We start from the raw sequence: 19204 nt of genomic DNA on the forward strand, positions 1-19204 counted from the left end.
CCGACAGCGTCCGCCTCAGGACGTACACGGGCCCCGGCGTTGTACGCCGGGGCCCGTGCTTTCCCTCATCCCTCCACTCACCGGCCGACCGGGACCCACTCCCAGTCGCCCGACGAGGTTCCTGATGTCCCGGTGGCACTGAAGCTCCAGGAGCCGGAGAAGCTGAACGTCCCGGAGGCCGAGACGCCGAACGCGCTGTTGGTGAAGGGGTCGTCCCAGTTGGTCCAGTCGCCGTTCTTCCACCGCGGGCACGGATCGGCGCAGTCGGGCACGCGCACGCCGCCGGTGTCCACGAAGGCGGCACTGGCCCAGCCCTGGGCGCCGAAGAGCCAGTACCAGTCCGGGTTGCCGTCGACGCTCTGCCCCTTGACCACGCACTGCACACGGTCATGGCTGCCGGGCGCGAGGGTCGCGACGACGGACGAGCGGGTGGTGGGTTCCTGTCGCACACTCAGCTCGGAGCGGGAGACGACGGTGCCCCGGATCGAGCCGTTGCCGTCGCCGCCGCTGGTCGGAGGGGCCGCGGCCGCCGTGGTTCCCAGTGCCGTGCCGGCGAGGGTGCCACCGGTGAGCAGGGCTGCGGCCAGAGTCCGCAGGGCCAAAGTGGTGCGCATGATCGACCTCCTTCTCCCCAGCTCCAGGAAACACCCGTTCGGGTGAACCCTCCACCGGAGGAGGCCGCGAGGGCGCCGCGCGGGCCTCTCCGGGGCGCTGATGGGGCGCCACCCGGACGGCCGTCATGGGCTCGCGTTCCCGGCCCCGACCCCGTTGCCTGGAAGGGTGTCCCCAAGCCTGCGGACCGCCGTCTCGGCCGTCCTCGTCGCGCTGTCCTGCCTGCTCGTGCCGTTCGGCACGCTCGCGGCCTGGGCGGCGTACGGCCTGACCGACACCCGCGGCTACGTCGCCACGATGGCGCCGCTCGCCTCCGACCCCGCCGTACGGAACGCCGTCGCGGACACGGTGGGTGACGGCGTGGCACGCGAGGCCGGGATGAACCCGCTCTTCCTGCGGGACGCGGTCCGCTCCTTCACCGCGACCCGCGCCTACCGCACGGCCTGGGACGCGGGCAACGAGGCGGCCCACACGGCCGTGATGAGAGCGCTGAACGACGACAGCGCCGACCGCGACTCCCGCCCGGTGACCGTGGACCTCGCGACCGTCACCACCCCGCTCAAGCGTCAACTGACCGCCGACCACGTGCCGTTCGCCGACCGCGTGCCGGTGGAGCACACCCGCGTCGCACTCCTCCCGCCAGCTGGACTGGCCGCTCTCCGGAAGGGCTACCACGTGCTCGACGTAGCCGGTTTCTGGCTGCCCCTGGCAGCCGTCGTGTTCGCGGTGGCCGGCATCTCCGTGGCGGTCTCCCGCCGCCGGGCCGTCACGGCGACGGCCCTCGGCACCGCCCTGGGCGGCGCGTTGCTGGGTCTCGCCGTCGCGCTCGCCCGCCGCCTGACCCTCTCCGACCTCCCCGACGAGGCCCACCGTCCGGCCGCGGGCGCGGTGTACGACGCCCTCACCGCCACCCTGCGGACGGCGTCCTGGCTGCTGCTCGCGCTGGGCCTGACGGTGGCGGCCGCGAGCTGGCTCATCCGCCGGTCCTCCCCGGCGGCCCGGCTGCTGCGACGGCGGCGAGTGTGCGCAACGCCCGTGCCAACTCCCCCTCCGGAGCCGACGCGAGTCCGAGCCTGACGGCGTTCGGGGTGCGGTGCGGGTCGACGGCGAACGCCGTCCCCGGGGTCACGGCGATGCCGTGCGCGGCGGCGGCCGCGGTGAAGGTGTCGGCCCGCCACGGCGCGGGCAGCTCCCACCAGGCGAAGTAGGCGCCCGGAGCGGTCCGGACCGCGCCCCCCGCGAGCCGCCCGCCGAGGTTCGCGGTGAGGTGCCCGGTGACGTGCTCGGTGAGGTGCTCGGTGAGGTGCTCGGTGAGGATCGCCTGCCGGCGGGCCGCGTCCGCCCGCTTCGCCTCGACGAGCCGCCGCACCACCCCGTCCTCCGCCCACCGCACGGCCGCCTCCAGCGCGAACCGTCCCGCGCTCCACCCACCGGACCGCACAGCCGCCGCCACGGCGTCCACCCGGTCGCGCGGTACGACGAGAAAGCCGACGGTCAGCCCCGGCGCGACCCGTTTGGACAACCCGTCGACGACGTGGGTGAGCCCGGGCGCGTGCGCGGCGAACGCCGCGGCGTCCGGACGGAGGAAGGACCAGATGCGGTCCTCGACGACCGGCAGCGCCGACGCGACGACCAGACGGCCCAGTTCGTGCCGCCGCCGCTCGCTCATGGTCGAGGACGTCGGATTGTGCAGCGTCGGCTGAAGGTAGAGGGCGGCGAGCGGGGCCGTGCGATGGGCGGCGGCCACGGCGTCCGGCCGTACTCCTTCCGCGTCGCCCGCGAGCGGGACGAGCACCACCCCCAGCCGGCCGGCCATCTCCTTGACCAGCGGATACGTCAGTTCCTCCACCCCGACCCGGCCGCCCGGCCGGACCAGGGAGGCGAGGGCGGCGGTGATGGCCTGCCGGGCGTTGCCGGTGAACAGCAGCTGCGCGGGCTCCGGCCGCCAGCCGGGCAGGGCGAGCAGCCGGGCGGCACTCTCGCGGGCGGCCGCCGTCCCGTCGGCGGCGCCCGGACGCATGGCCTGGGTCAGCACATCGGTCCGCAGCAGCGGTGCGAGGGAGGCCGCGAGGAGCTCCGACTGCCCGGCCGCCGAGGGGTAGTTGAGCTCCAGGTTGACGGGCGCGGAGGTGGCCGTCTCGACGAGCGCCCGCCCCTGCGCGACGGCCGGCGCGGCCCGCACGAAGGTCCCGCGCCCCACCTCGCCCACCACGAGCCCCCTCCGCACGAGTTCGCCGTAGACCCGTCCGGCCGTCGAGGGCGCGATGCGGTGCCGCCGGGCGAACCACCGCTGCGGGGGCAGCTGTTGGCCCGGGCGGAGCCGCCCGGCGGCGATGTCACCGGCGATGCGGTCGGCGATGAGCCGGAAGTCGGCCATAGGGGTGTCGCAACCTTTCCCTCGTTGCCGCGACGCCTGCGGTGCCCTTGGGGTGCCTGCGGTGCCTGCGGGTACGGGTGCCTGCGGGTACGGGGTGCCCGCGTCACCCGCGATACCCGCGATGCCCCTGGTCGAGATTGCACCGAGAGCAAAGATCTTATTGCACCGACAGGTCGGGCCGCCCTACCGTCGCCCCATGGCACCCTTCCTCGCATTCGAGGACAAAGGTGTGGATTCGCCCCCGGCGCTCCCCCTCGTCCTCGTCCACGGCCACCCCTTCGACCGCACCATGTGGGCCCCGCAGATCGAGGCGTTCTCCCCCACCCGCCGGGTGATCGCCCCCGACCTGCGCGGCTACGGCGCGTCCCCGGTGGTCCCCGGCATCACCCTGCTCTCCGACTTCGCCCGCGACATCGTGGCGCTCCTGGACGAGCTGAAGGTGGAGAACTTCGTCCTGGCCGGGCTGTCGATGGGCGGCCAGATCGCGATGGACGTCTACCGGCAGTTCCCCGACCGCGTCCGGGGCCTGGTCCTCGCCGACACCTTCCCCGCCCCGGAGACCCCCGACGGCAGACTGGCGCGCGACGAGATGGCCGACCGGCTGCTCGCGGAGGGCATGCGAGGCTACGCCGACGAGGTCCTGGAGAAGATGGTCGCCCCCTACGCGACCCCCGAGGTCAAGGCCCACGTCCACCGCATGATGACGTCGACGTCCCCCGAGGGCGCCGCCGCCGCACTGCGCGGCCGGGCCGAACGCCCCGACTACCGGCCCGTGTTGACCCGTGTCGGCGTCCCCGCCCTGGTCGTGGTCGGCGAGGACGACACCTACACCCCGGTCTCGGACGCGGAGGCGATGCACGCGGCACTCCCGCACGGCGAGCTGCGGATCGTGGCCGGCGCGGCCCACCTGCCGAACCTGGAGCGGGCGGGCGAGTTCAACAGGGTGTTGGCGGAGTTCCTGGCGAAGACCGGGGCGTAGCCTTCGGCGGGATGAGGTCGAAGCGCGGACGGCTCCTCGGCGCCTGGTGTGCCGGGCTGTCGCTGGCCGGGGTGAGCGTGGTCGTCGGCTGCCGGGTCGCCGACATCGACGCCGTGACCCCCGTACCCCAACTACTCGCCTTCCTGCCGTGGCTGGCCGTGCCCACCGCGGCGGCCATCGCCCTCTCGCTGCTCGCCCGGTGGCCGAGCGGACTGATCTGGGGAGCGGTCGTGCTCGGACTGCTCGCCCGGTTCGCCGAGCCGCACGGAACGGGCGTGCAGCCGGACGGGCCGGTGCTCGCGCGGCTGCGGGTACTGACGTCGAACGTGGAGTTCGGGTGGGCGACCGAGGCCCTGATCCCGGTCGTGCGGCGCGAGCGGCCGGACATCGTGTTCGTGGAGGAGTGCGAGTACACCTGCCAGGCGGCGGTGGCCGAGGAGCTCGGGACCCGCTATCCGTACCGCAGGGCCGTCGCGGGTGAGGGCTCCGTCGGGTCCGTCGTCCTCAGCCGGTTCCCGCTGACGGCCGCCGCGGGCGTGCCCGGCAGCATGGGCATGCCCGGCGCGGTGGCCGACGTCCACGGGCAGGCCGTACGGCTCCAGCTCGCGCACCCCAAGCCCCCGCTGCCCCGCCAGGTGTCCCTGTGGAAACGCGAGCTGGGGCGGCTGCGGGACTTCGCCGCCCGGCACGACGACGGGCCGCTCGTCCTCGCCGGGGACTTCAACGCCTCCCAGGACCACGCCGCCTTCCGCCGCATCCTCGGCACCGGGCTGCGCGACGCGGCCCGGCTCGCCGGCGAGGACCGCGAGCCGAGCTGGCCCAGCCGCACCGCGCCCGCCTTCGGCGCGCAGATCGACCATGTGCTCGTGTCCCGGGACTTCTCCGCGAGCGACGCCCGCTTCCTCCACCTCGACGGCACCGACCACCGCGCGCTGGTCGTGGACGTCACCCTCCACCAGGACTGACAGCCGAGAGCCGGGCGCCGGGGCGGGATGCTCGTGGCCGAGGGCCGGCCGCCCGGGCGGGATGCTCGTGGCCGAGGGCCGGCCGCCGGGGCGGGGTGCCCATAATGGGCGCATGTCCCGCGCGTTCCCCATCGGCCTCACCCCTCCCGACTGGCTGGTCCGGAACCTGCGCTCCCAGCAGTCCGCCGTCAACCGGCCCGCCGTCGCCCGCGCCGCGCTCGCCATGACGCTGCCGCTGCTGATCGGCCTCGCCGCCGGACAGCCCGCGTACGGCGCGCTCGCCTCCATGGGCGCCCTGTCCGGCGTCATCGGCGACACCGCCGACGCCTACCGCATGCGGATCATGAACATCGCGATCCCGCAGCTCTTCGGAGCGGTGGGCGTCACCCTGGGGTCCGCCGTGTACGGACACGGGTGGTACGCGGTGGCCGCCGTCACCGGCGTGGCACTGGTCTCCGGGATGATCTCGACGATCGGGGCCGTGGCGTCCGTGTCCGGGCTGCTGCTCCTGCTCAACTCCGTGGTGGGGGCCGGACTGTCGATGCCGGGGGAGTGGTGGCTGGCACCGCTGCTGATGACCGGCGGCGGGCTGCTCGTGCTCCTGCTCGCCCTGCTGGCCTGGCCGCTGCGCTCCGGGGTGCCGGAGCGCACGGCGGTCGCCGCCGCCTACCGCGCGGTCGCCGATCTGCTGGCCGCCTGCGGCAGCGAGGTCCCCGGCGCGTACGAGGACGCCCGGCACACCGTCACCCAGTCCCTCAACCAGTCCTACGACCTGGTCCTCGCCCGACGCACGGGACAGCACGGCCGAAGCCCCGAACTGACCCGCCTGGTGGCCGAGTTGAACGCCATCACGCCGGTGGTGGAGGCGGCCCCCGCGGCCCATCTGGCCGGCCGCCCGCTCCCGGCGGAGGTCCCGGGGGCCGTGCTCCACCTCGCGCGGGCCGTGGAGACCGGCTTCACCGGACCGATCGGGCTCCGGCTGCCCGACCCCGACTCGGAGACCGCGCGCGCCGTCGACCACGCCCTGCGGCACGCCGCCGAGGTGGTGGCCGCCCCCGACGTCGACCCCCGGGGCATCGACGACCGGCTCGGCCGTCCGGCCGCCCTGCGGGTACGGGCCGCCCGCGCGACCCGTGACGTCGCCCTGTCCGCCGCGTCCTGGCGCTACGGCCTGCGGCTCGCCCTGTGCATCGGTCTCGCCCAGGTGCTGGTCTCGATCGTGCCGGTGCCGCGCTCGTACTGGGTGGCCCTGACCATCACCTTCGTGATGAAGCCCGACTTCGGCTCGGTGTTCTCGCGGGCGCTGCTGCGCGCGCTGGGCACGGTGGCCGGGCTGGTGGTCGCGGCCGCCGTGCTGTCCCAGGTGCCGCGCGGCTACTGGGACGTACCGGCCATGCTGCTGCTGGCCTCGCTGATCCCGGCCCTGACGCCCCGCGGGTACGGCTACCAGACGGCGGCGATCACCCCGGTGATCCTGCTGCTGTCGGACATCCTCAACCACCAGGGCACGGCACTGCTGCTCCCCCGCCTGGTGGACTCGCTGATCGGCTGCGGCATCGCGCTCGTGGCGGGCTACCTGCTGTGGCCGGAGAGCTGGCACACCAGGGTCGGCGACCGGCTGGCGGACGCCGTCGCGGACACCGCCCGTTACGTCGACGCGGCCTTCGGCCCGGACGTCGACCCCGCCGAGCGCGCCCGCAAGCGCCGTCGTCTCTACCGTGACCTGTCCGTCATCCGTACGGAGTTCCAGCGCGCCCTGACCGAGCCCCCGCCGACCGGACGGCGGGCCGCGGCCTGGTGGCCGCTGGTCGTCGCGGTGGAACGCATCGTGGACGCGACGACGGCGGCCCGGGTCCGGGTGAAGCACGGAGCCGGGCCGCCGTCCGGGCGGGAGGTCGCCCATGTGGCGATGCAGCTGAGGGAACTGGCCGAGGGGCTGCGCGACACGGACGTGCTGTACCCCGTCCGCACCGACCTGACCGGACCGCCCGGCAGCATCCTGGAGCCACTGCGCCAGGAGGTCGCGGCGGCGAGGGCGATCGCCTCACCGCACGCGGCCGACCAGGACCCGCCGCCGGAGCTCCTCGGCGGCAGCGGGAGCGAAGGCCGAGCCGGGAGCGAAGGCCGAGGCGGGGGCCGAGGCGGGGGCGGGGGCGCCGGGTCCGGCGCCTAGACGCCGATGTCCTCGCCGTCCTTGCGCCACACGCCCACGACCGCCGGGCGGACGATCCTGGAGGCCGGGTCGTACGGATCGAGCTCGACGATCAGCGGCAGAAGCTTGAGCACCTTTGCTCCCCCCTTGCATGCCCGTGACGTGACCGTGACGTCAGGGGCACGTATGTGCGGAGGCGCTGCCGCGCGATGTACGGAGAGTGAAGCCCCGGTACCCAAAGGGGTGTTGGACTTGCGCGGAGGGGGTGCCGAGGCGGTATTGACACACCCGGATTCCTTACACTCACCCCTGCCCAAGATCACCATCCCGGGCCGCTAACCTTACGTGTCCGTCCTGGCCAGGGATTGACGGGCTTCAACTCACGCGAAGGGTTGCGCACATGGGCATTCTCACTCTCCTGCGGAACGCGTTCGGACGGTCACGCAAAGAGCGGGCCGCCGAGGCAGAGGGTGCGGAACAGGTTCCTTCGCAGGAACAGACCGCCTCCGAGGAGCGGGACCAGGAGTCGACCGGGGCTACCCCCACGTCGACGGCCGCGCCGACCCCGGCGCCCGAACCGACGGTCCCGTCCCCCTCCCCCGAACCCACCCCGAAGGCCACCCCGAAGGCCACCCCCACGGCCCAGGTCCCGGAACCCCGCCCGGCATCCCAGGACGAGCACGACCTCGTCTCGGCAGCCTTCGACAACGTCTCGGTCCCCAAGCCGACCCAGTCGACCGAAGACCTCCCCGCGGCGACGGCGGAGACACCCGAGCCGCCCGCGAGGGCCGCCAAGGCCCTGGAGGCCGAGGCCGCCGAGACCAGGGCGGACGTGGAGCCGACGAGGGAGGCTGCGGAAGCCGCAGAGGCCGCAGAGGCGGCGGAAGCCGCAGAGGCCGAGGCAGCACCCCAGGCCGAGGCCGACGTGGACAAGCCGACGGTGGTCGCGGAAGCCGAGGAGCCGACGCCGACGACGGCCGCCACGGAGCCTGCGGCGGATCAGCCGGAGAACCAGCCGGTGGCGGAGGAGCCCGCACCGGAAACGGCAGACGAGCCCACGGCCGCGCCGGAGCCGGAGACGACCGCTGTCGCCGACGAGCCGGAGGCCGCAGAGCCTGCGGCGAAGGCCGAGAAGCCCAAGGCCGCCGAGGACAAGACCGAGGCCGCTGCGCCGACCGCTGTCGCCGACGAGCCAGAGGCCGCAGAGCCTGCGGCGAAGGCCGAGAAGCCCAAGGCCGCCGAGCCTGCGGCGAAGGCCCACGCCGAGCCCGAGATCGCTGCCCCGCCGGCGACGAAGGGTGGTGCGGGTGGGAACGGCTCGGCCGAAGGCGAAGCCGAGGACGAGACCAAGCCCGAGCCGGTCCCCGCGAAGACCAAGGCCAAGCCGGCCGCCGCCAAGACCAAGCCGGTCACCGCCATGGCCAAGGCCAAGCCGGTCGCCGCCAAGGCCGAGGCCGAGCCGGAGGCCAAGCCCGCGCCGGTCGCCGCCAAGGCGGAAGCCGAGCCGGAGGCCAAGCCCGAGCCGGTCGCCGCCAAGGCCGAAGCCGAGCCGGAGGCCAAGCCCGCGCCCGTCGCCGCCAAGGCCGAAGCCGAGCCGGTCGCCGCCGGGACCCACCCCGCCCCGGACCTCCCCGCCGGCCTCGCCACGGCCTACGCCGCGGCCGCCACCGCCCTGGAGGCAACCCACCTCACCGGCACCCGAGCGAAGCTCTACCTCGTGCTGGACCGCTCCGCGAGCATGCGCCCGTACTACAAGGACGGCTCCGCGCAGGCCCTCGCCGAGCAGACCCTGGCCCTCGCCGCGCATCTCGACCCCGAGGCCAAGGTCCACGTCGTCTTCTTCTCCACGGAAGTGGACGGCACCGGCGAGCTGACCCTCACCGACCACGAGAACAAGATCGACGACCTGCACGCAGGGCTCGGCCGCATGGGCCGTACCAGCTACCACGCGGCGGTCGAAGCGGTCCTCACCCACCACGAGAAGGAAGCCGCGGACACCCCCGCGCTGGTGGTCTTCCAGACGGACGGCGCCCCGGACGCGAAGACCCCGGCCACCCAGTCCCTCACCGACGCGGCGAAGACCCACTCCGGCGTCTTCTTCTCGTTCGTCGCCTTCGGCGAGCACGACAACAAGGCCTTCGACTACCTGCGCAAGCTGAAGACCCCGAACACGTCCTTCTTCCACGCGGGCCCGGCCCCGCGCGAGCTGACGGACGCCGAGCTCTACGAAGGCGTACTCGCCACCTGGCGCCCGTAGGCCCTGTGACCCTTCGGGGGGTGGAGCGACACGTCCACCCCCCGAAACGCATGTGAGTGGATCTTCGCGGGCCCAGTAGGATTTCGGGCATGGCGGCCACTGGAACCGAGAAGCAGGGTGGCAAGGCGTTCTACGTCTCCACCCCCATTTACTACGTCAACGACGCTCCTCACCTGGGCCACGCCTATACGACCGTCGCAGGCGACGTGCTCACCCGCTGGCACCGCCAGCGTGGCGAGAAGGTGTGGTACCTCACCGGCACGGACGAGCACGGTCAGAAGATCATGCGCACCGCGGAGGCGAACGGCGTCAGCCCGCAGCAGTGGGCCGACAAGCTCGTCGACGAGGCCTGGCGCCCCCTGTGGGAGCACCTGGAGATCGCGAACGACGACTTCATCCGCACCACGCAGCAGCGGCACACCGACCGCGTCCAGGAGTTCGTGCAGGACCTGTACGACAAGGGCGAGATCTACAAGGGCGGCTACGAGGGCCCGTACTGCGTCGGCTGCGAGGAGTACAAGCTCCCCGGCGAGCTGCTCGACGGCGAGGGTGACTTCGCAGGTCAGAAGCTGTGCCCCATCCACAAGAAGCCCGTGGAGATCCTCAGCGAGGAGAACTACTTCTTCAAGCTGAGCGAGTACGGCGACAAGCTCCTCGCCCTCTACGAGGCGAATCCGGGCTTCATCCAGCCCGAGTCCGCGCGCAACGAGGTCGTGAACTTCGTCCGGCAGGGTCTGCAGGACCTTTCCATCTCGCGCTCCACCTTCGACTGGGGCATCCCGATCCCGTGGGACCAGAAGCACGTGATCTACGTGTGGGTCGACGCGCTGCTGAACTACGCCACGGCGGTCGGTTACAACGAGAACCAGCAGAAGTTCGAAGAGACCTTCCCGGCCGACGTCCACCTGGTCGGCAAGGACATCCTCCGCTTCCACGCGGTGATCTGGCCCGCGATGCTGATGGCGCAGGGCCTCCCGCTGCCCGGGAAGATCGCCGCGAACGGCTGGCTGATGGTCGGCGGCGAGAAGATGTCGAAGTCGAACCTGACCGGCATCAAGCCGCAGGACCTGACCTCGCACTTCGGCGTGGACGCGTACCGCTGGTACTTCCTGCGCGCCATCGCCTTCGGCCAGGACGGCTCGTTCTCGTGGGAGGACTTCTCCGCCCGCTACACGAGCGAGCTGGCGAACGACTACGGCAACCTCGCCTCCCGCGTGGCCGCGATGGTCGGCAAGTACTTCGACGGCGTCCTGCCCGCGGCCGCCGCCGACAGCGAGGCCGAGAAGGCGCTGCACGACGGCCTGGCGAAGGCGGTCGCGGTGGCGGACCGGAAGATCGGCGAGGAGCTGGACTTCCAGGGCGGCATCCTGGCCGTGTTCGACTTCGTCAAGCAGGTCAACGGCTACATCACGGAGCAGGAGCCGTGGAAGGTCGCGAAGGACGACTCGGCCGAGGGCCGGGCCCGTCTCGCGACCATCCTCTACACCGCCGCGGAGTCCCTGCGCGCCGTCGCCGTCCTGCTGAACCCCGTCATGCCGGACACCTCCCAGAAGCTCTGGGACTCGCTGGGCGCCGAGGCGGTCCTGGGTGCTCTCGCGGACCAGCGGGTCCAGGAGGCCGGCACCTGGGGCACGCTCCCGGCCGGTACGACGGTCACCAAGGGAGCGGTCCTCTTCCCGCGCCTGGAGGAGAAGCCGACCGCGTAGCGCGTCGACCACCGACCAGGGGGTCCGGGGACACACTCCTCCGGGCCCCTGGTCGGAAGATGCAGAGGAAGGGCCGCGGAGGTTCCCCCGGCTCCGGCGCCTTCCCGCCAAGCCGTATGGTTTCCGCCATGGCAGTCCCCAACGTCATCCCGGTCGCCTACGAGCCGAAGCACCGCACCGAGTCCATCGGGCGGTACGCGGACGGCCAGTTCCTCGCGTCGGTCACCTACGCCTTCCCCGAAGGGTTCCGTCTCGACGACGGCTGGGAAGAGCACAAACGCCTCTACACCGTGCTGCACACCTTCGACGCGGACGGCACCTACCGCGACTCGGACATCTGGTGTGCCGGCACCTGGGCGGAGCAGCAGCGCGACCCGTACGGCGACGACTCGGTCCTCACCCGGGCCCGCGTCCGCCTGGCCACCCTCCTGCGCAGCCTGCCCCGCCGCTCCTACACGGACATCTCCATCCGTCCCTTCCGACTCACCTACGAGGGCGTGCTGTTCGGCCTGGTGATCCGTGAGGACAAGGACGAGGACGGCGTCCCCGAGACCTGGGCGGAGCTCTACCCGGACCGCCTGGCCTTCGCCGAGCCGTGGGACGGCACGTACGACACCTGACGGGCCGGGGCGCCGCCGGGGGAGGTCGCGAGGGCCGGGGGCTCGTGGTCACCCGGCCCTCGCGAGTCTGGGTGTTACTTCAGGACGCTCGCGCCGGTGGTCGTCGCGAGGGTGGTGGGCAGGTTCTTCGCGGACGTCTCCAGGCCCGCCGTCAGGGTCGGGGTCCAGTTGACGGTCGTCTTCAGCTTCTTCGACGCGGCTGCGTTGTACGCGGCGACGACGTCGGTGACCGTGCCGTTGACGAGGTTGCCGGAGCCCTTGACCGCGCCGGTTCCGTCGCCGCTGAGAAGCTTGGCGACCTTGCCGCCGGCCGGGACCTTCCAGTAGTTGTTCTCGGCGACGACCTGGGCCTTGGCGCGGGAGTTGATGCTGTACTGCGTCGCGTAGCCGTTGAGGGTCGTGACGTCGTAGAGGTTGTCGTAGATGTGCACCTGGCCGACCCGGGCCAGCGGGGCGCGCTGGACGATGCCCTTCCAGATGTTGTGGTGGATCGAGACGCGCAGCTTGCCGCTGGGCTCGCTGTCGCTGCTGCCGATCAGCATCGTCTTGTCGTGATTGGTGAACTGGTTGCGCGAGACGGTCACCAGGTCCGAGCTCTTGGTGATGTCCAGGGCGCCGTCGTGGATCTGGTACTCGCGCCCGTAGTACTTCGGGTTGGCGCTGTCGAGGTGGGGCGCGTCGGTGAACGTGTTGTGGTCGGCCCACACGTGGGTCGCGCCGCGCAGGGTGACGGAGTCGTAGTTGGAGTTCCAGTTGCCGTCGTCGCCGTCGGTCGGGTCCCACTGCGGGAAGCAGTCCTCGGTGGCGGCGAAGGTCAGGTTGCGGACGACGACGTTGTCCACGTTCTGGATCTGGAGCATGCCGCCGGAGATCCCCGCGTCGGTGCCCGGCACCCCGACGACACTGGTGTTGGCGGGCACCTTGAAGACGATGTTCTTCGCCTGCTTGGCCTGGGCGGCGGCGCGGGCCTTCTCCTGGGTGCCGGAGGGCAGCTTCGACGTGCCGTAGGAGGAGGGGTCGTACGCCTTCAGGTAGGCGGAGAGCGAGTAGCCCGTGCCCGACGCGTAGGAGGCGCAGGTCAGCTTCTTGCCCGCGTCGTCGGTGTTGGCGTCGATCGTGCCCTTGATCTTGATGATCCGGGGGGTGGTGTCGGTGGCGGAACCCAGCGCCTTCACCAGCTGCGCGCGGGTGGAGACGGTGAAGGTGTGCGCGGCGTCGGCCTTCGTACCACCGGTGGTGCCCGTGCCCGAGGAGGCCCAGCCGTCCTTGGCGGCGAGCGTCTGGTGGTACAGGTCGACGGTCCCGGCGTTCGCGTTCATCACGACGACACCCGCGCCGACAGCCGCGGCCACGGCGGCGGCGGAGACGACGAGGGCGCGGCGCGAGCGGAGGGACCGGCGGTGGGAGGGAGCTGCCACGGGGGATCCTTACGGGGGAGGAGCGGACGTACGTCCTGTCAGTGGTCGCCGCCGTGTGAAGAGTTGCCGCCCGCCGAGATCTTTTTTTTTCGCGCCTTCACGCCCTCCCCCGTCCGGCCCGGTGGCACGCCCGTGGTCAGCCGCGCCGGCCGCCACCCCCGCCGAAGCCGCCGCCCGCCGGTGCCTCCCCGGCCCTCGCCGTCCCGACCTGCCGTGCCGAGCCGAGGGTGCCCGGCTTCGCCGTCAGGCCGCCCGTGCCGCCGGCCGACGCGGTGCCGCCGGAGTAGACGCGGTACTCCTTCCCGGACTGGATCGCGGACGACGAGTAGACGACGTTCTGGATCTGCTTGGACGTGACGTACGTGGCCACCACCTTCCCGGCGGCGTCGACCACGTGCAGGGTCGTGCCCGCCGGGACGGAGGAGTCGAGGGTCGCCGACAGCCAGCCCTGCGGGGAGTCCTCGGCGGGGGCGACGGCCATGCCCGAACTGCCGGCGGCGAGCAGCGTGCCGCCGCTGACGGTGAAGGTCCCGTTGACGTCGAGGGCGCCGTTGCCGCCCTGCTGGGGGCCGTTGACGACGACCGTGCCGCCGGTGATCTCGGCGGTGCCGTTGGAGTCGAGGCCGTCGCCCTCGGAGTCGACGAGCAGGGTGCCGCCGGAGACGGTCAGCTTGTACGCGCCGGCACTCTCGCCGCCACCGCCGCCCGGGCCGCCGCCCTGCTGCGCCGAACTCCCGCTGCCGCCGGACGCGTTGATGCCGTCGTCGCCGGAGACGATCGAGACCGAGCCGCCCTTCACGGCGATGTCGAAGCCCTCCAGCCCCTCGGACGCCTTCGTCACCTTCAGCGTGCCCTCGTCCACGACCAGGTCGCCCTCCGCGTGCACGCCGTCGTCGCCGCTCGCGGCCGACACGGTGGCCCCGGCGAAGTGGACGGCGCCGTCGCTGTGCACGGCGTCGTCGGCGGCGTCGACCGAGACCGTTCCGCCCGCCGGCACGATGATGACCCCGGCCTTCAGTCCCTTGGCGGAGGTGTCGTCGTCGGGCTCGTTCCCGCTGCCGCCGCCGCTGGAGACGGTCAGCCGGCCGCCCGTGACCACCAGGTCGGTCGCCGCGTCGATCCCGTCCCCCTTGGCGGTGACGTGGGTCGTCCCGCCCGCGACCGACACATAGCCCGCGTCCGCGTCGTCCCCGTTGTCGGCCTCGAGGCCGTCGCCGCCGGCCGTGACGGTGAGCTCTCCGTCCCGCACGACCAGGTAGTCCTTGCCGCGGACGGCGTCGTCGGCTGCCGTCACGGTCACCGTGCCGGAGGCGATGACCAGGCCGTCCTTGCTCGTGATGCCGTCGTCGCCGTTGCCGCGCACGGTGAGGGAGCCGGTCCCGCCGACGGTCAGGTCACCGGCGCTGAACAGGGCCGCGTTCACCTCGGCGTCGTCGGCGTAGGAGTCGGCGTCGGAGAGGGTGTTGGAGCTGCCCCCGGCGAGGACGACGACGAGGGCGTCGACCGCGGTGGCGGCGATCGCGGCACCCTTGGAGCTGGAGACCTTCGCACCGTCGAGTATCAGTTTCACGGTCGCGTCGGGGGCGTCGACGACGATCTGTCCGTCGGAGAGCGTGCCGCCGATCCGGTAGGTGCCGGCGGCGGTGATGGTCACCGTGGACCCGTCGGCCTCGGCCCCCTCGCCGTCGACGGTGGCCGAGTCGCCGTCGAGCGCGATGGTCACGGCGTCGGAGACGTCCTCGCCGGTGTCGGCGTCGTGGGCCTTCCGGTCGGCGGCGAGGACGGCGGCGGCGGTCTGCGTGCCGTCGACCTCGACGCCGGGCGAGGTCGAGGCCGACGCGGCGGAACCGCTGTCGGCCTCGTCGGACGAGTCCGAGGAGCATCCGGACAGCGTGGCGGAGACGAGGGCGGCGCAGGCGAGCGCCGCCGCCGCCCGGTGCCGCAGCGGCCGTGCCGTTCTTCTGCTCATGCGAGGCTCCCGTCGAGTGCGGTGGGGAAGTGGCGCCGCAGGACCGGCAGCCAGCGGTGGGCGGGCAGTTCGGGACGCAGGGCGGCGAGCCCGGTGCCGTACTTGGAGACCGTGCAGGGCCGGTGCCCGAGCGACCACAGCAGTCGGTCGGCGCCGGAACCGGCCCGCCCGGACTTCGTCTCGACGACGGCCCGGCCGGGAACGGCCAGCGCCCGGCTGCCGTCGCTGCTCACGCTGGTCTCGCTGTTCCCGGTGTTCTTGCTGTTCTCGCTGTTCTCGCTGCCGTCGGGCAGACGCCAGACCAGGCCGGTGTCGACGGTCAGCCTGCTGCCGTCGTCGGGCAGGAGCAGCGTCGTGCGCCGGTACGTCGTCGTCAGCGTGGGCCGGAAGCCGAAGCCCCGGGAGTCGATGCCCGCTCCGGCGAGAACCGTGTCGACGTAGGCACGGCAGCGCGCGTCCAGCCGGAGGCCCCCGAGGTCCCGGAGGTCTTGGGGCCCGTCCTCGTAGGGGATGCGGTGCTTGACGGTCGTGCCGCGCGGGCCTCGCGTCTTGACCTCCAGGAAGTCGGTCCCGGAGTCGAGATAGCTGCGGATCCGCACCTTGAACCGGCGCCGGCGGCCGCGGACCGCGCCCAGGTAGGCGTCGAGACGCGGGGTGTCGAAGTACAGGGACCGGTAGCCGAAGTCCCGTGCCCCGTCGATCTCCAGGACCCGCGCGCCGGTGTCGAGGCCGCCGAGCACGAAGGGCAGGTCGGCGGGCGGCAGGACGTACTTGCGGTCGACGCGCGTCAACAGCTCGGCGCGGGAGACGAGTTCGGCGAGCCCCACGGGTCGCAGGGCGCCGACGGCCACGCCGAGGGAGTCGAGCGCGGTCACGCCCGCACCTCCGGCCGCCGTACGGGATCGGGGACCGCCGGTGTGGCCGTCGCCCTGCCCGGCACCACGTACCGGACCTCGACCTGGGTGATGTCGTTGACGAGGTCGATGCTCTTGACGGACAGGTTCACGACCCGCCCGCCGAGCAGTTCCTCGAGGTGGGCGCGCAGGGCGTCCTCGTCGATGTACGCGGTGTCGAGGCGCAGGCCGCGCGTGCGGTGCCGGGCGAAGAGGCGCGGGTGGTCGGCGACGTACAGCGTGGCGACGATCAGCGCCGTGAGAGAGACCGGCAGCACCGACGTCTCTTCGGGAATGCCGTTCAGCAGCCCGATCGCGAGCGCCGAGAAGTAGTAGGCGATCTCGTGCTGCGCGATCTCGTAGGACCGGAGCCGGATGATCGACAGCACCCCGAACAGGCCCATCCCCAGCCCGATCCCCACCGAGGACGAACTCAGCGTCATCGCCACGGCGAGGACGCCGACGTTCATGCCGAGGAACGCCGTGATCAGTTCCCGGCGGTGATGGCGGGGAAAGTAGACGGCGAAGGCCAGCACGGAGACGGCGACGAGGTCCGTGGCCACCAGGACCGGTTGGGTGCTCATGACATGACGATGAGTTCACTCCCTGTGCCGCCCCTTGGAGATTCCTTAAGCGACTTTGAGAAGTACGGGGGAAAAACAGAGACAGTCATGAACATGGACGGCCGCTCGCACGACGGACGCCGCCTCGGTCGCCCTCACCCGGCCGACCCCCGTCCCGCCGCACCCCGCGACGGTCACCGCACCTGGTACGACTACTCGGTGGACCTTCTCGAACCCCACCTCCGGCTCCTCGCCGAGGTCTTCGACCCGGCCGCTCCCGGCGCCCCCTGGGCCCTGGCCGGCGGCTACGCGCTCCAAGCGCACGAGCTGCTCCAACGCCCGCACGCGAACGTGGACTTGGCGACGGAGAGTGCGGAGCCGATGCCCCGGCTCGCCGAGGCGCTGGGCGCGGCGCTCACCTCCCGGGGCGCCCACGAGGCGACGGTCCAGGACACGGACCCGCTGTCCGCGCACCTGGCCGTGCTGGACCGCACCTCGGACACGGTCCTCCGGTTGGCCCTGCACAAGGAAACCTTCTGGAGTCCGCCCGTCCCGACCCCGTACGGTCCGGCGCTCTCTCTCCCGGACGCGGTGGGCACGAAGGTGAGGGCGCTCTACGACCGCGGTCTGGCCGTCGACCTGATCGACGCGAGGGCGGCATCGGCCCGCTTCACCCACCCGGACCTGGAGGAGCTGGCCCGCCGTCACGCCCGGGACGACTTCGACCTGCCCACCCTCCAGACCCGGCTGACGGGCACGGACCACTACCCGGACTCGGCGTTCACGGCGTACGGCCTCACCGTCGACCAGCTCACGGACCTGCGGGCATGGGCCCAGAGCTGGTCGACGGACATCGCGGAACGGCTGCTGGAGGAGGGGGCCTCCCCGGACGAGTGACGGGACGATGCCCCAGCCGCCGACGCCACCCGGCGCCATGGGGACCCCCTCGGGCGCCATCGTGCGCCACCCAGGTGCCAGGTGATGCCATGGGGTGCCATTCCGGTGCCATCGCGGCGCGACGAGCACCCATGACGCCACAGTCGCATCGCCAGGCGCCATGCCATCTCCGCAGGTCAGAGCGTTCTCCTGGAGGGGAAGCCGCAGAATGCCACCACATGGCTTGCGTGTGGCGCCATTGTGGTGCCATGATGGCGTCATGGACCTCACCCCGTATGTCGACACCCTCCGCCGCGAACTCGCGGTGGCCGCCGAGGCCGGCGGTGACGAAGCCCGTGAACTGGCGGAGAGGCTCACCGCTCCGCTGGAGTCGGCGACCCGGCTGACCATGCTCCATGTGCTTTCCGCCGCGATGGACGAGATCACCCGCGATCTCGCCCCCGGCTCGGTCGACGTACGGCTGCGCGGGCTCGACCCCCACTTCGTGGTGACCCTCCCGCCGCACGACGACGGCGCCACGGCGGAGCCGGTCGCGCCCACCGAACCGCTCAAGGCACCGGCCGACGGCGACGAGGGCGGCACCGCCCGCGTCAACCTGCGGCTGCCGGCCCACCTCAAGGCCCGCGCCGAGGAGGCGGCGACCCGCGAGGGCCTGTCGGTCAACGCGTGGCTGGTGCGCGCCGTGTCCGCCGCGGTCGAGGGCGGCACCAGGCCACCGCGCACGGAGAAGACCCAGGCCCTCGGACAGAGCTTCACGGGCTGGGTGCGCTGACCGCACCGCACCGCCGCCGACACCCCTGCACCCGCACCACCTCTCGCACCACCCGCACCCGCACCACTTCACCCACACCACGTCCCACCAGCGGGGACGCCCTGTAGACCCAAGAGGACGGGACAGTCATGCCTTCTTTCGACACCCCCGAAGCGATCTCGGTCACCGCGCGAGTGGACGCCGGATCCCTCCAGTTCACCGCCGGCGACCGCGCCGACACCGTCGTCGAGGTGCGGCCCCGCGACCCGGAGAAGGACCTGGACACCCGGGCAGCCGCCCAGACCGAGGTCACGTACGCGAGCGGCGTTCTGACCATCAGGACACCCAAGCCCACGCTGTTCGGCCTCGGCCGTACCGGCACCGTCGACGTGACGGTCGACCTGCCGACCGGCTCGCGGATCGACACGACCGGCGCCTGGACCCAGGTGATCGGCGAGGGCAGGCTCGGCGAGGTCCGGGTCAAGAACTCGTCCGGCGACGTCCGTCTCGACACCACGGGCCCGCTGGAACTGACCGCGTCGCACGGCACGATCACGGTGGACCGCGTCGAGGGCTCGGCCGAGATCACCGCCAGCTCCGGCAGCATGCGCATCGGCTTCGTCGACGGCCCCGCCGTCCTGAAGAACTCGCACGGCAGCACCACCGTCGGCGCCGTGACCGGCGAACTGCGCGTGAGCGGCGCCAACGGCGACATCGACGTCACGCGTGCCGAGGACTCGGTCACCGCCACCACCGCCCACGGCACCGTGCGGGTGGGCGAAGTGGTGCGCGGCACCGTCCAGTTGGAGACCTCCTACGGCGCCATCGACGTCGCCATCCGCGAGGGCACCGCCGCCTGGCTCGACGTCAGCTCCGACTCCGGCCAGGTGCGCAACACGCTCACCGCGTCCGAGTCCCCGGAGAAGACCGAGGAGACGGTCAAGATCCGCGCCCGCACCCGGTTCGGCAACATCCACATCCGTCGCGCCAAGGCCTGAGCACCGCCCCGGCCATCCGGCCCGGCTCCTCCACGCGGCCCATCCCC

Annotated in this window: 16 protein-coding genes; 10 read left to right on the forward strand and 6 right to left on the reverse strand. The window is 72.6% G+C overall.

Going from position 1 to position 19204, the window contains the following annotated elements; translation table 11 throughout:
* Positions 1–77: 77 nt before the first annotated feature.
* On the reverse strand, positions 78–614 hold the full coding sequence (locus OG440_RS17950; RefSeq protein ID WP_406007835.1) for an SH3 domain-containing protein: 537 nt from the start codon (positions 612–614) through the stop codon (positions 78–80).
* 166 nt (positions 615–780) lie between these two features.
* Between OG440_RS17950 and OG440_RS17955 the strand changes: the two genes are divergently transcribed.
* On the forward strand, positions 781–1689 hold the full coding sequence (locus OG440_RS17955; protein WP_406007836.1) for a hypothetical protein: 909 nt from the start codon (positions 781–783) through the stop codon (positions 1687–1689).
* On the opposite strand, the gene OG440_RS17960 is transcribed toward OG440_RS17955, so the two are convergent.
* Entirely contained in the window at positions 1586–2989 is a 1404-nt protein-coding gene (locus OG440_RS17960; protein ID WP_406007837.1) for a PLP-dependent aminotransferase family protein, read from the reverse strand. The genes OG440_RS17955 and OG440_RS17960 overlap by 104 nt on opposite strands.
* Before the next feature lie 196 nt (positions 2990–3185).
* Here OG440_RS17960 and OG440_RS17965 point away from each other — a divergent pair, with 196 nt between their 5' ends.
* The 6 genes from OG440_RS17965 to OG440_RS17990 all read left to right on the forward strand — a co-directional run bounded on the left by OG440_RS17965 (position 3186) and on the right by OG440_RS17990 (position 11668).
* Positions 3186–3968 carry an alpha/beta fold hydrolase gene (locus OG440_RS17965; protein WP_406007838.1) on the forward strand — a complete coding sequence of 261 codons (783 nt, stop codon included), beginning with the start codon at positions 3186–3188 and terminating at the stop codon, positions 3966–3968.
* Positions 3969–3979: 11 nt separating this feature from the next.
* Positions 3980–4933: an endonuclease/exonuclease/phosphatase family protein gene (locus OG440_RS17970; RefSeq protein WP_406007839.1), complete on the forward strand. Its 954-nt coding sequence runs from the start codon at positions 3980–3982 to the stop codon at positions 4931–4933.
* Positions 4934–5045: 112 nt separating this feature from the next.
* Entirely contained in the window at positions 5046–7106 is a 2061-nt protein-coding gene (locus tag OG440_RS17975; RefSeq protein WP_406007840.1) for an FUSC family protein, read from the forward strand.
* Positions 7107–7485: 379 nt separating this feature from the next.
* Positions 7486–9342, forward strand: a complete 1857-nt coding sequence (locus tag OG440_RS17980; protein ID WP_406007841.1) for a VWA domain-containing protein — start codon at positions 7486–7488, stop codon at positions 9340–9342.
* Between the two features lie 89 nt (positions 9343–9431).
* Positions 9432–11048 carry a methionine--tRNA ligase gene (gene metG / locus OG440_RS17985; RefSeq protein WP_406007842.1) on the forward strand — a complete coding sequence of 539 codons (1617 nt, stop codon included), beginning with the start codon at positions 9432–9434 and terminating at the stop codon, positions 11046–11048.
* A 128-nt stretch (positions 11049–11176) separates the two neighbouring features.
* Entirely contained in the window at positions 11177–11668 is a 492-nt protein-coding gene (locus OG440_RS17990; RefSeq protein ID WP_406007843.1) for a hypothetical protein, read from the forward strand.
* A gap of 74 nt (positions 11669–11742) precedes the next feature.
* Here OG440_RS17990 and OG440_RS17995 read toward each other — a convergent pair whose 3' ends face one another.
* The 4 genes from OG440_RS17995 to OG440_RS18010 form a co-directional block, all read right to left on the reverse strand.
* Positions 11743–13086 (reverse strand): polysaccharide lyase family 1 protein, encoded by a 1344-nt coding sequence (locus tag OG440_RS17995; RefSeq protein WP_406007844.1) that lies wholly within the window; start codon positions 13084–13086, stop codon positions 11743–11745.
* Between the two features lie 136 nt (positions 13087–13222).
* Complete coding sequence (locus OG440_RS18000; protein WP_406007845.1) at positions 13223–15055, reverse strand: carbohydrate-binding domain-containing protein; 1833 nt, start codon at positions 15053–15055, stop codon at positions 13223–13225.
* Entirely contained in the window at positions 15052–15930 is an 879-nt protein-coding gene (locus tag OG440_RS18005; RefSeq protein WP_406007846.1) for a VTC domain-containing protein, read from the reverse strand. Before OG440_RS18005 ends, OG440_RS18000 begins: the two co-directional genes overlap by 4 nt.
* Complete coding sequence (locus OG440_RS18010; protein WP_406007847.1) at positions 15927–16532, reverse strand: DUF4956 domain-containing protein; 606 nt, start codon at positions 16530–16532, stop codon at positions 15927–15929. Before OG440_RS18010 ends, OG440_RS18005 begins: the two co-directional genes overlap by 4 nt.
* Positions 16533–16730: 198 nt before the next feature.
* Here OG440_RS18010 and OG440_RS18015 point away from each other — a divergent pair, with 198 nt between their 5' ends.
* The 3 genes from OG440_RS18015 (at position 16731) to OG440_RS18025 (ending at position 19157) form a co-directional block, all read left to right on the forward strand.
* Positions 16731–17408: a hypothetical protein gene (locus OG440_RS18015; protein WP_406011384.1), complete on the forward strand. Its 678-nt coding sequence runs from the start codon at positions 16731–16733 to the stop codon at positions 17406–17408.
* A 259-nt stretch (positions 17409–17667) separates the two neighbouring features.
* The gene (locus OG440_RS18020; protein ID WP_406007848.1) at positions 17668–18180 is read left to right on the forward strand and encodes a toxin-antitoxin system HicB family antitoxin; all 513 of its coding nucleotides are present in this window, start codon (positions 17668–17670) and stop codon (positions 18178–18180) included.
* A gap of 128 nt (positions 18181–18308) precedes the next feature.
* Positions 18309–19157, forward strand: coding sequence for a DUF4097 family beta strand repeat-containing protein (locus OG440_RS18025; protein WP_406007849.1), 849 nt, complete (start codon positions 18309–18311; stop codon positions 19155–19157).
* The last annotated feature ends 47 nt before the right edge of the window (positions 19158–19204 follow it).

Origin of the sequence: Streptomyces sp. NBC_00637, from assembly GCF_045161545.1 — a bacterium.
In the GTDB taxonomy this organism is placed as follows: Bacteria; Actinomycetota; Actinomycetes; order Streptomycetales; family Streptomycetaceae; genus Streptomyces.

What these genes read in the sequence shown, in the direction of transcription:
- OG440_RS18025 (WP_406007849.1), top strand. Translation starts at nt 18,309, where the DNA reads ATGCCTTCTTTCGACACCCCCGAAGCGATCTCGGTCACCGCGCGAGTG.
- OG440_RS17980 (WP_406007841.1), top strand. Translation starts at nt 7,486, where the DNA reads ATGGGCATTCTCACTCTCCTGCGGAACGCGTTCGGACGGTCACGCAAA.
- metG (WP_406007842.1), top strand. Translation starts at nt 9,432, where the DNA reads ATGGCGGCCACTGGAACCGAGAAGCAGGGTGGCAAGGCGTTCTACGTC.
- OG440_RS18010 (WP_406007847.1), bottom strand. Translation starts at nt 16,532, where the DNA reads ATGAGCACCCAACCGGTCCTGGTGGCCACGGACCTCGTCGCCGTCTCC.
- OG440_RS17975 (WP_406007840.1), top strand. Translation starts at nt 5,046, where the DNA reads ATGTCCCGCGCGTTCCCCATCGGCCTCACCCCTCCCGACTGGCTGGTC.
- OG440_RS17965 (WP_406007838.1), top strand. Translation starts at nt 3,186, where the DNA reads ATGGCACCCTTCCTCGCATTCGAGGACAAAGGTGTGGATTCGCCCCCG.
- OG440_RS17990 (WP_406007843.1), top strand. Translation starts at nt 11,177, where the DNA reads ATGGCAGTCCCCAACGTCATCCCGGTCGCCTACGAGCCGAAGCACCGC.
- OG440_RS17960 (WP_406007837.1), bottom strand. Translation starts at nt 2,989, where the DNA reads ATGGCCGACTTCCGGCTCATCGCCGACCGCATCGCCGGTGACATCGCC.
- OG440_RS18000 (WP_406007845.1), bottom strand. Translation starts at nt 15,055, where the DNA reads ATGAGCAGAAGAACGGCACGGCCGCTGCGGCACCGGGCGGCGGCGGCG.
- OG440_RS17970 (WP_406007839.1), top strand. Translation starts at nt 3,980, where the DNA reads ATGAGGTCGAAGCGCGGACGGCTCCTCGGCGCCTGGTGTGCCGGGCTG.
- OG440_RS17950 (WP_406007835.1), bottom strand. Translation starts at nt 614, where the DNA reads ATGCGCACCACTTTGGCCCTGCGGACTCTGGCCGCAGCCCTGCTCACC.
- OG440_RS18020 (WP_406007848.1), top strand. Translation starts at nt 17,668, where the DNA reads ATGGACCTCACCCCGTATGTCGACACCCTCCGCCGCGAACTCGCGGTG.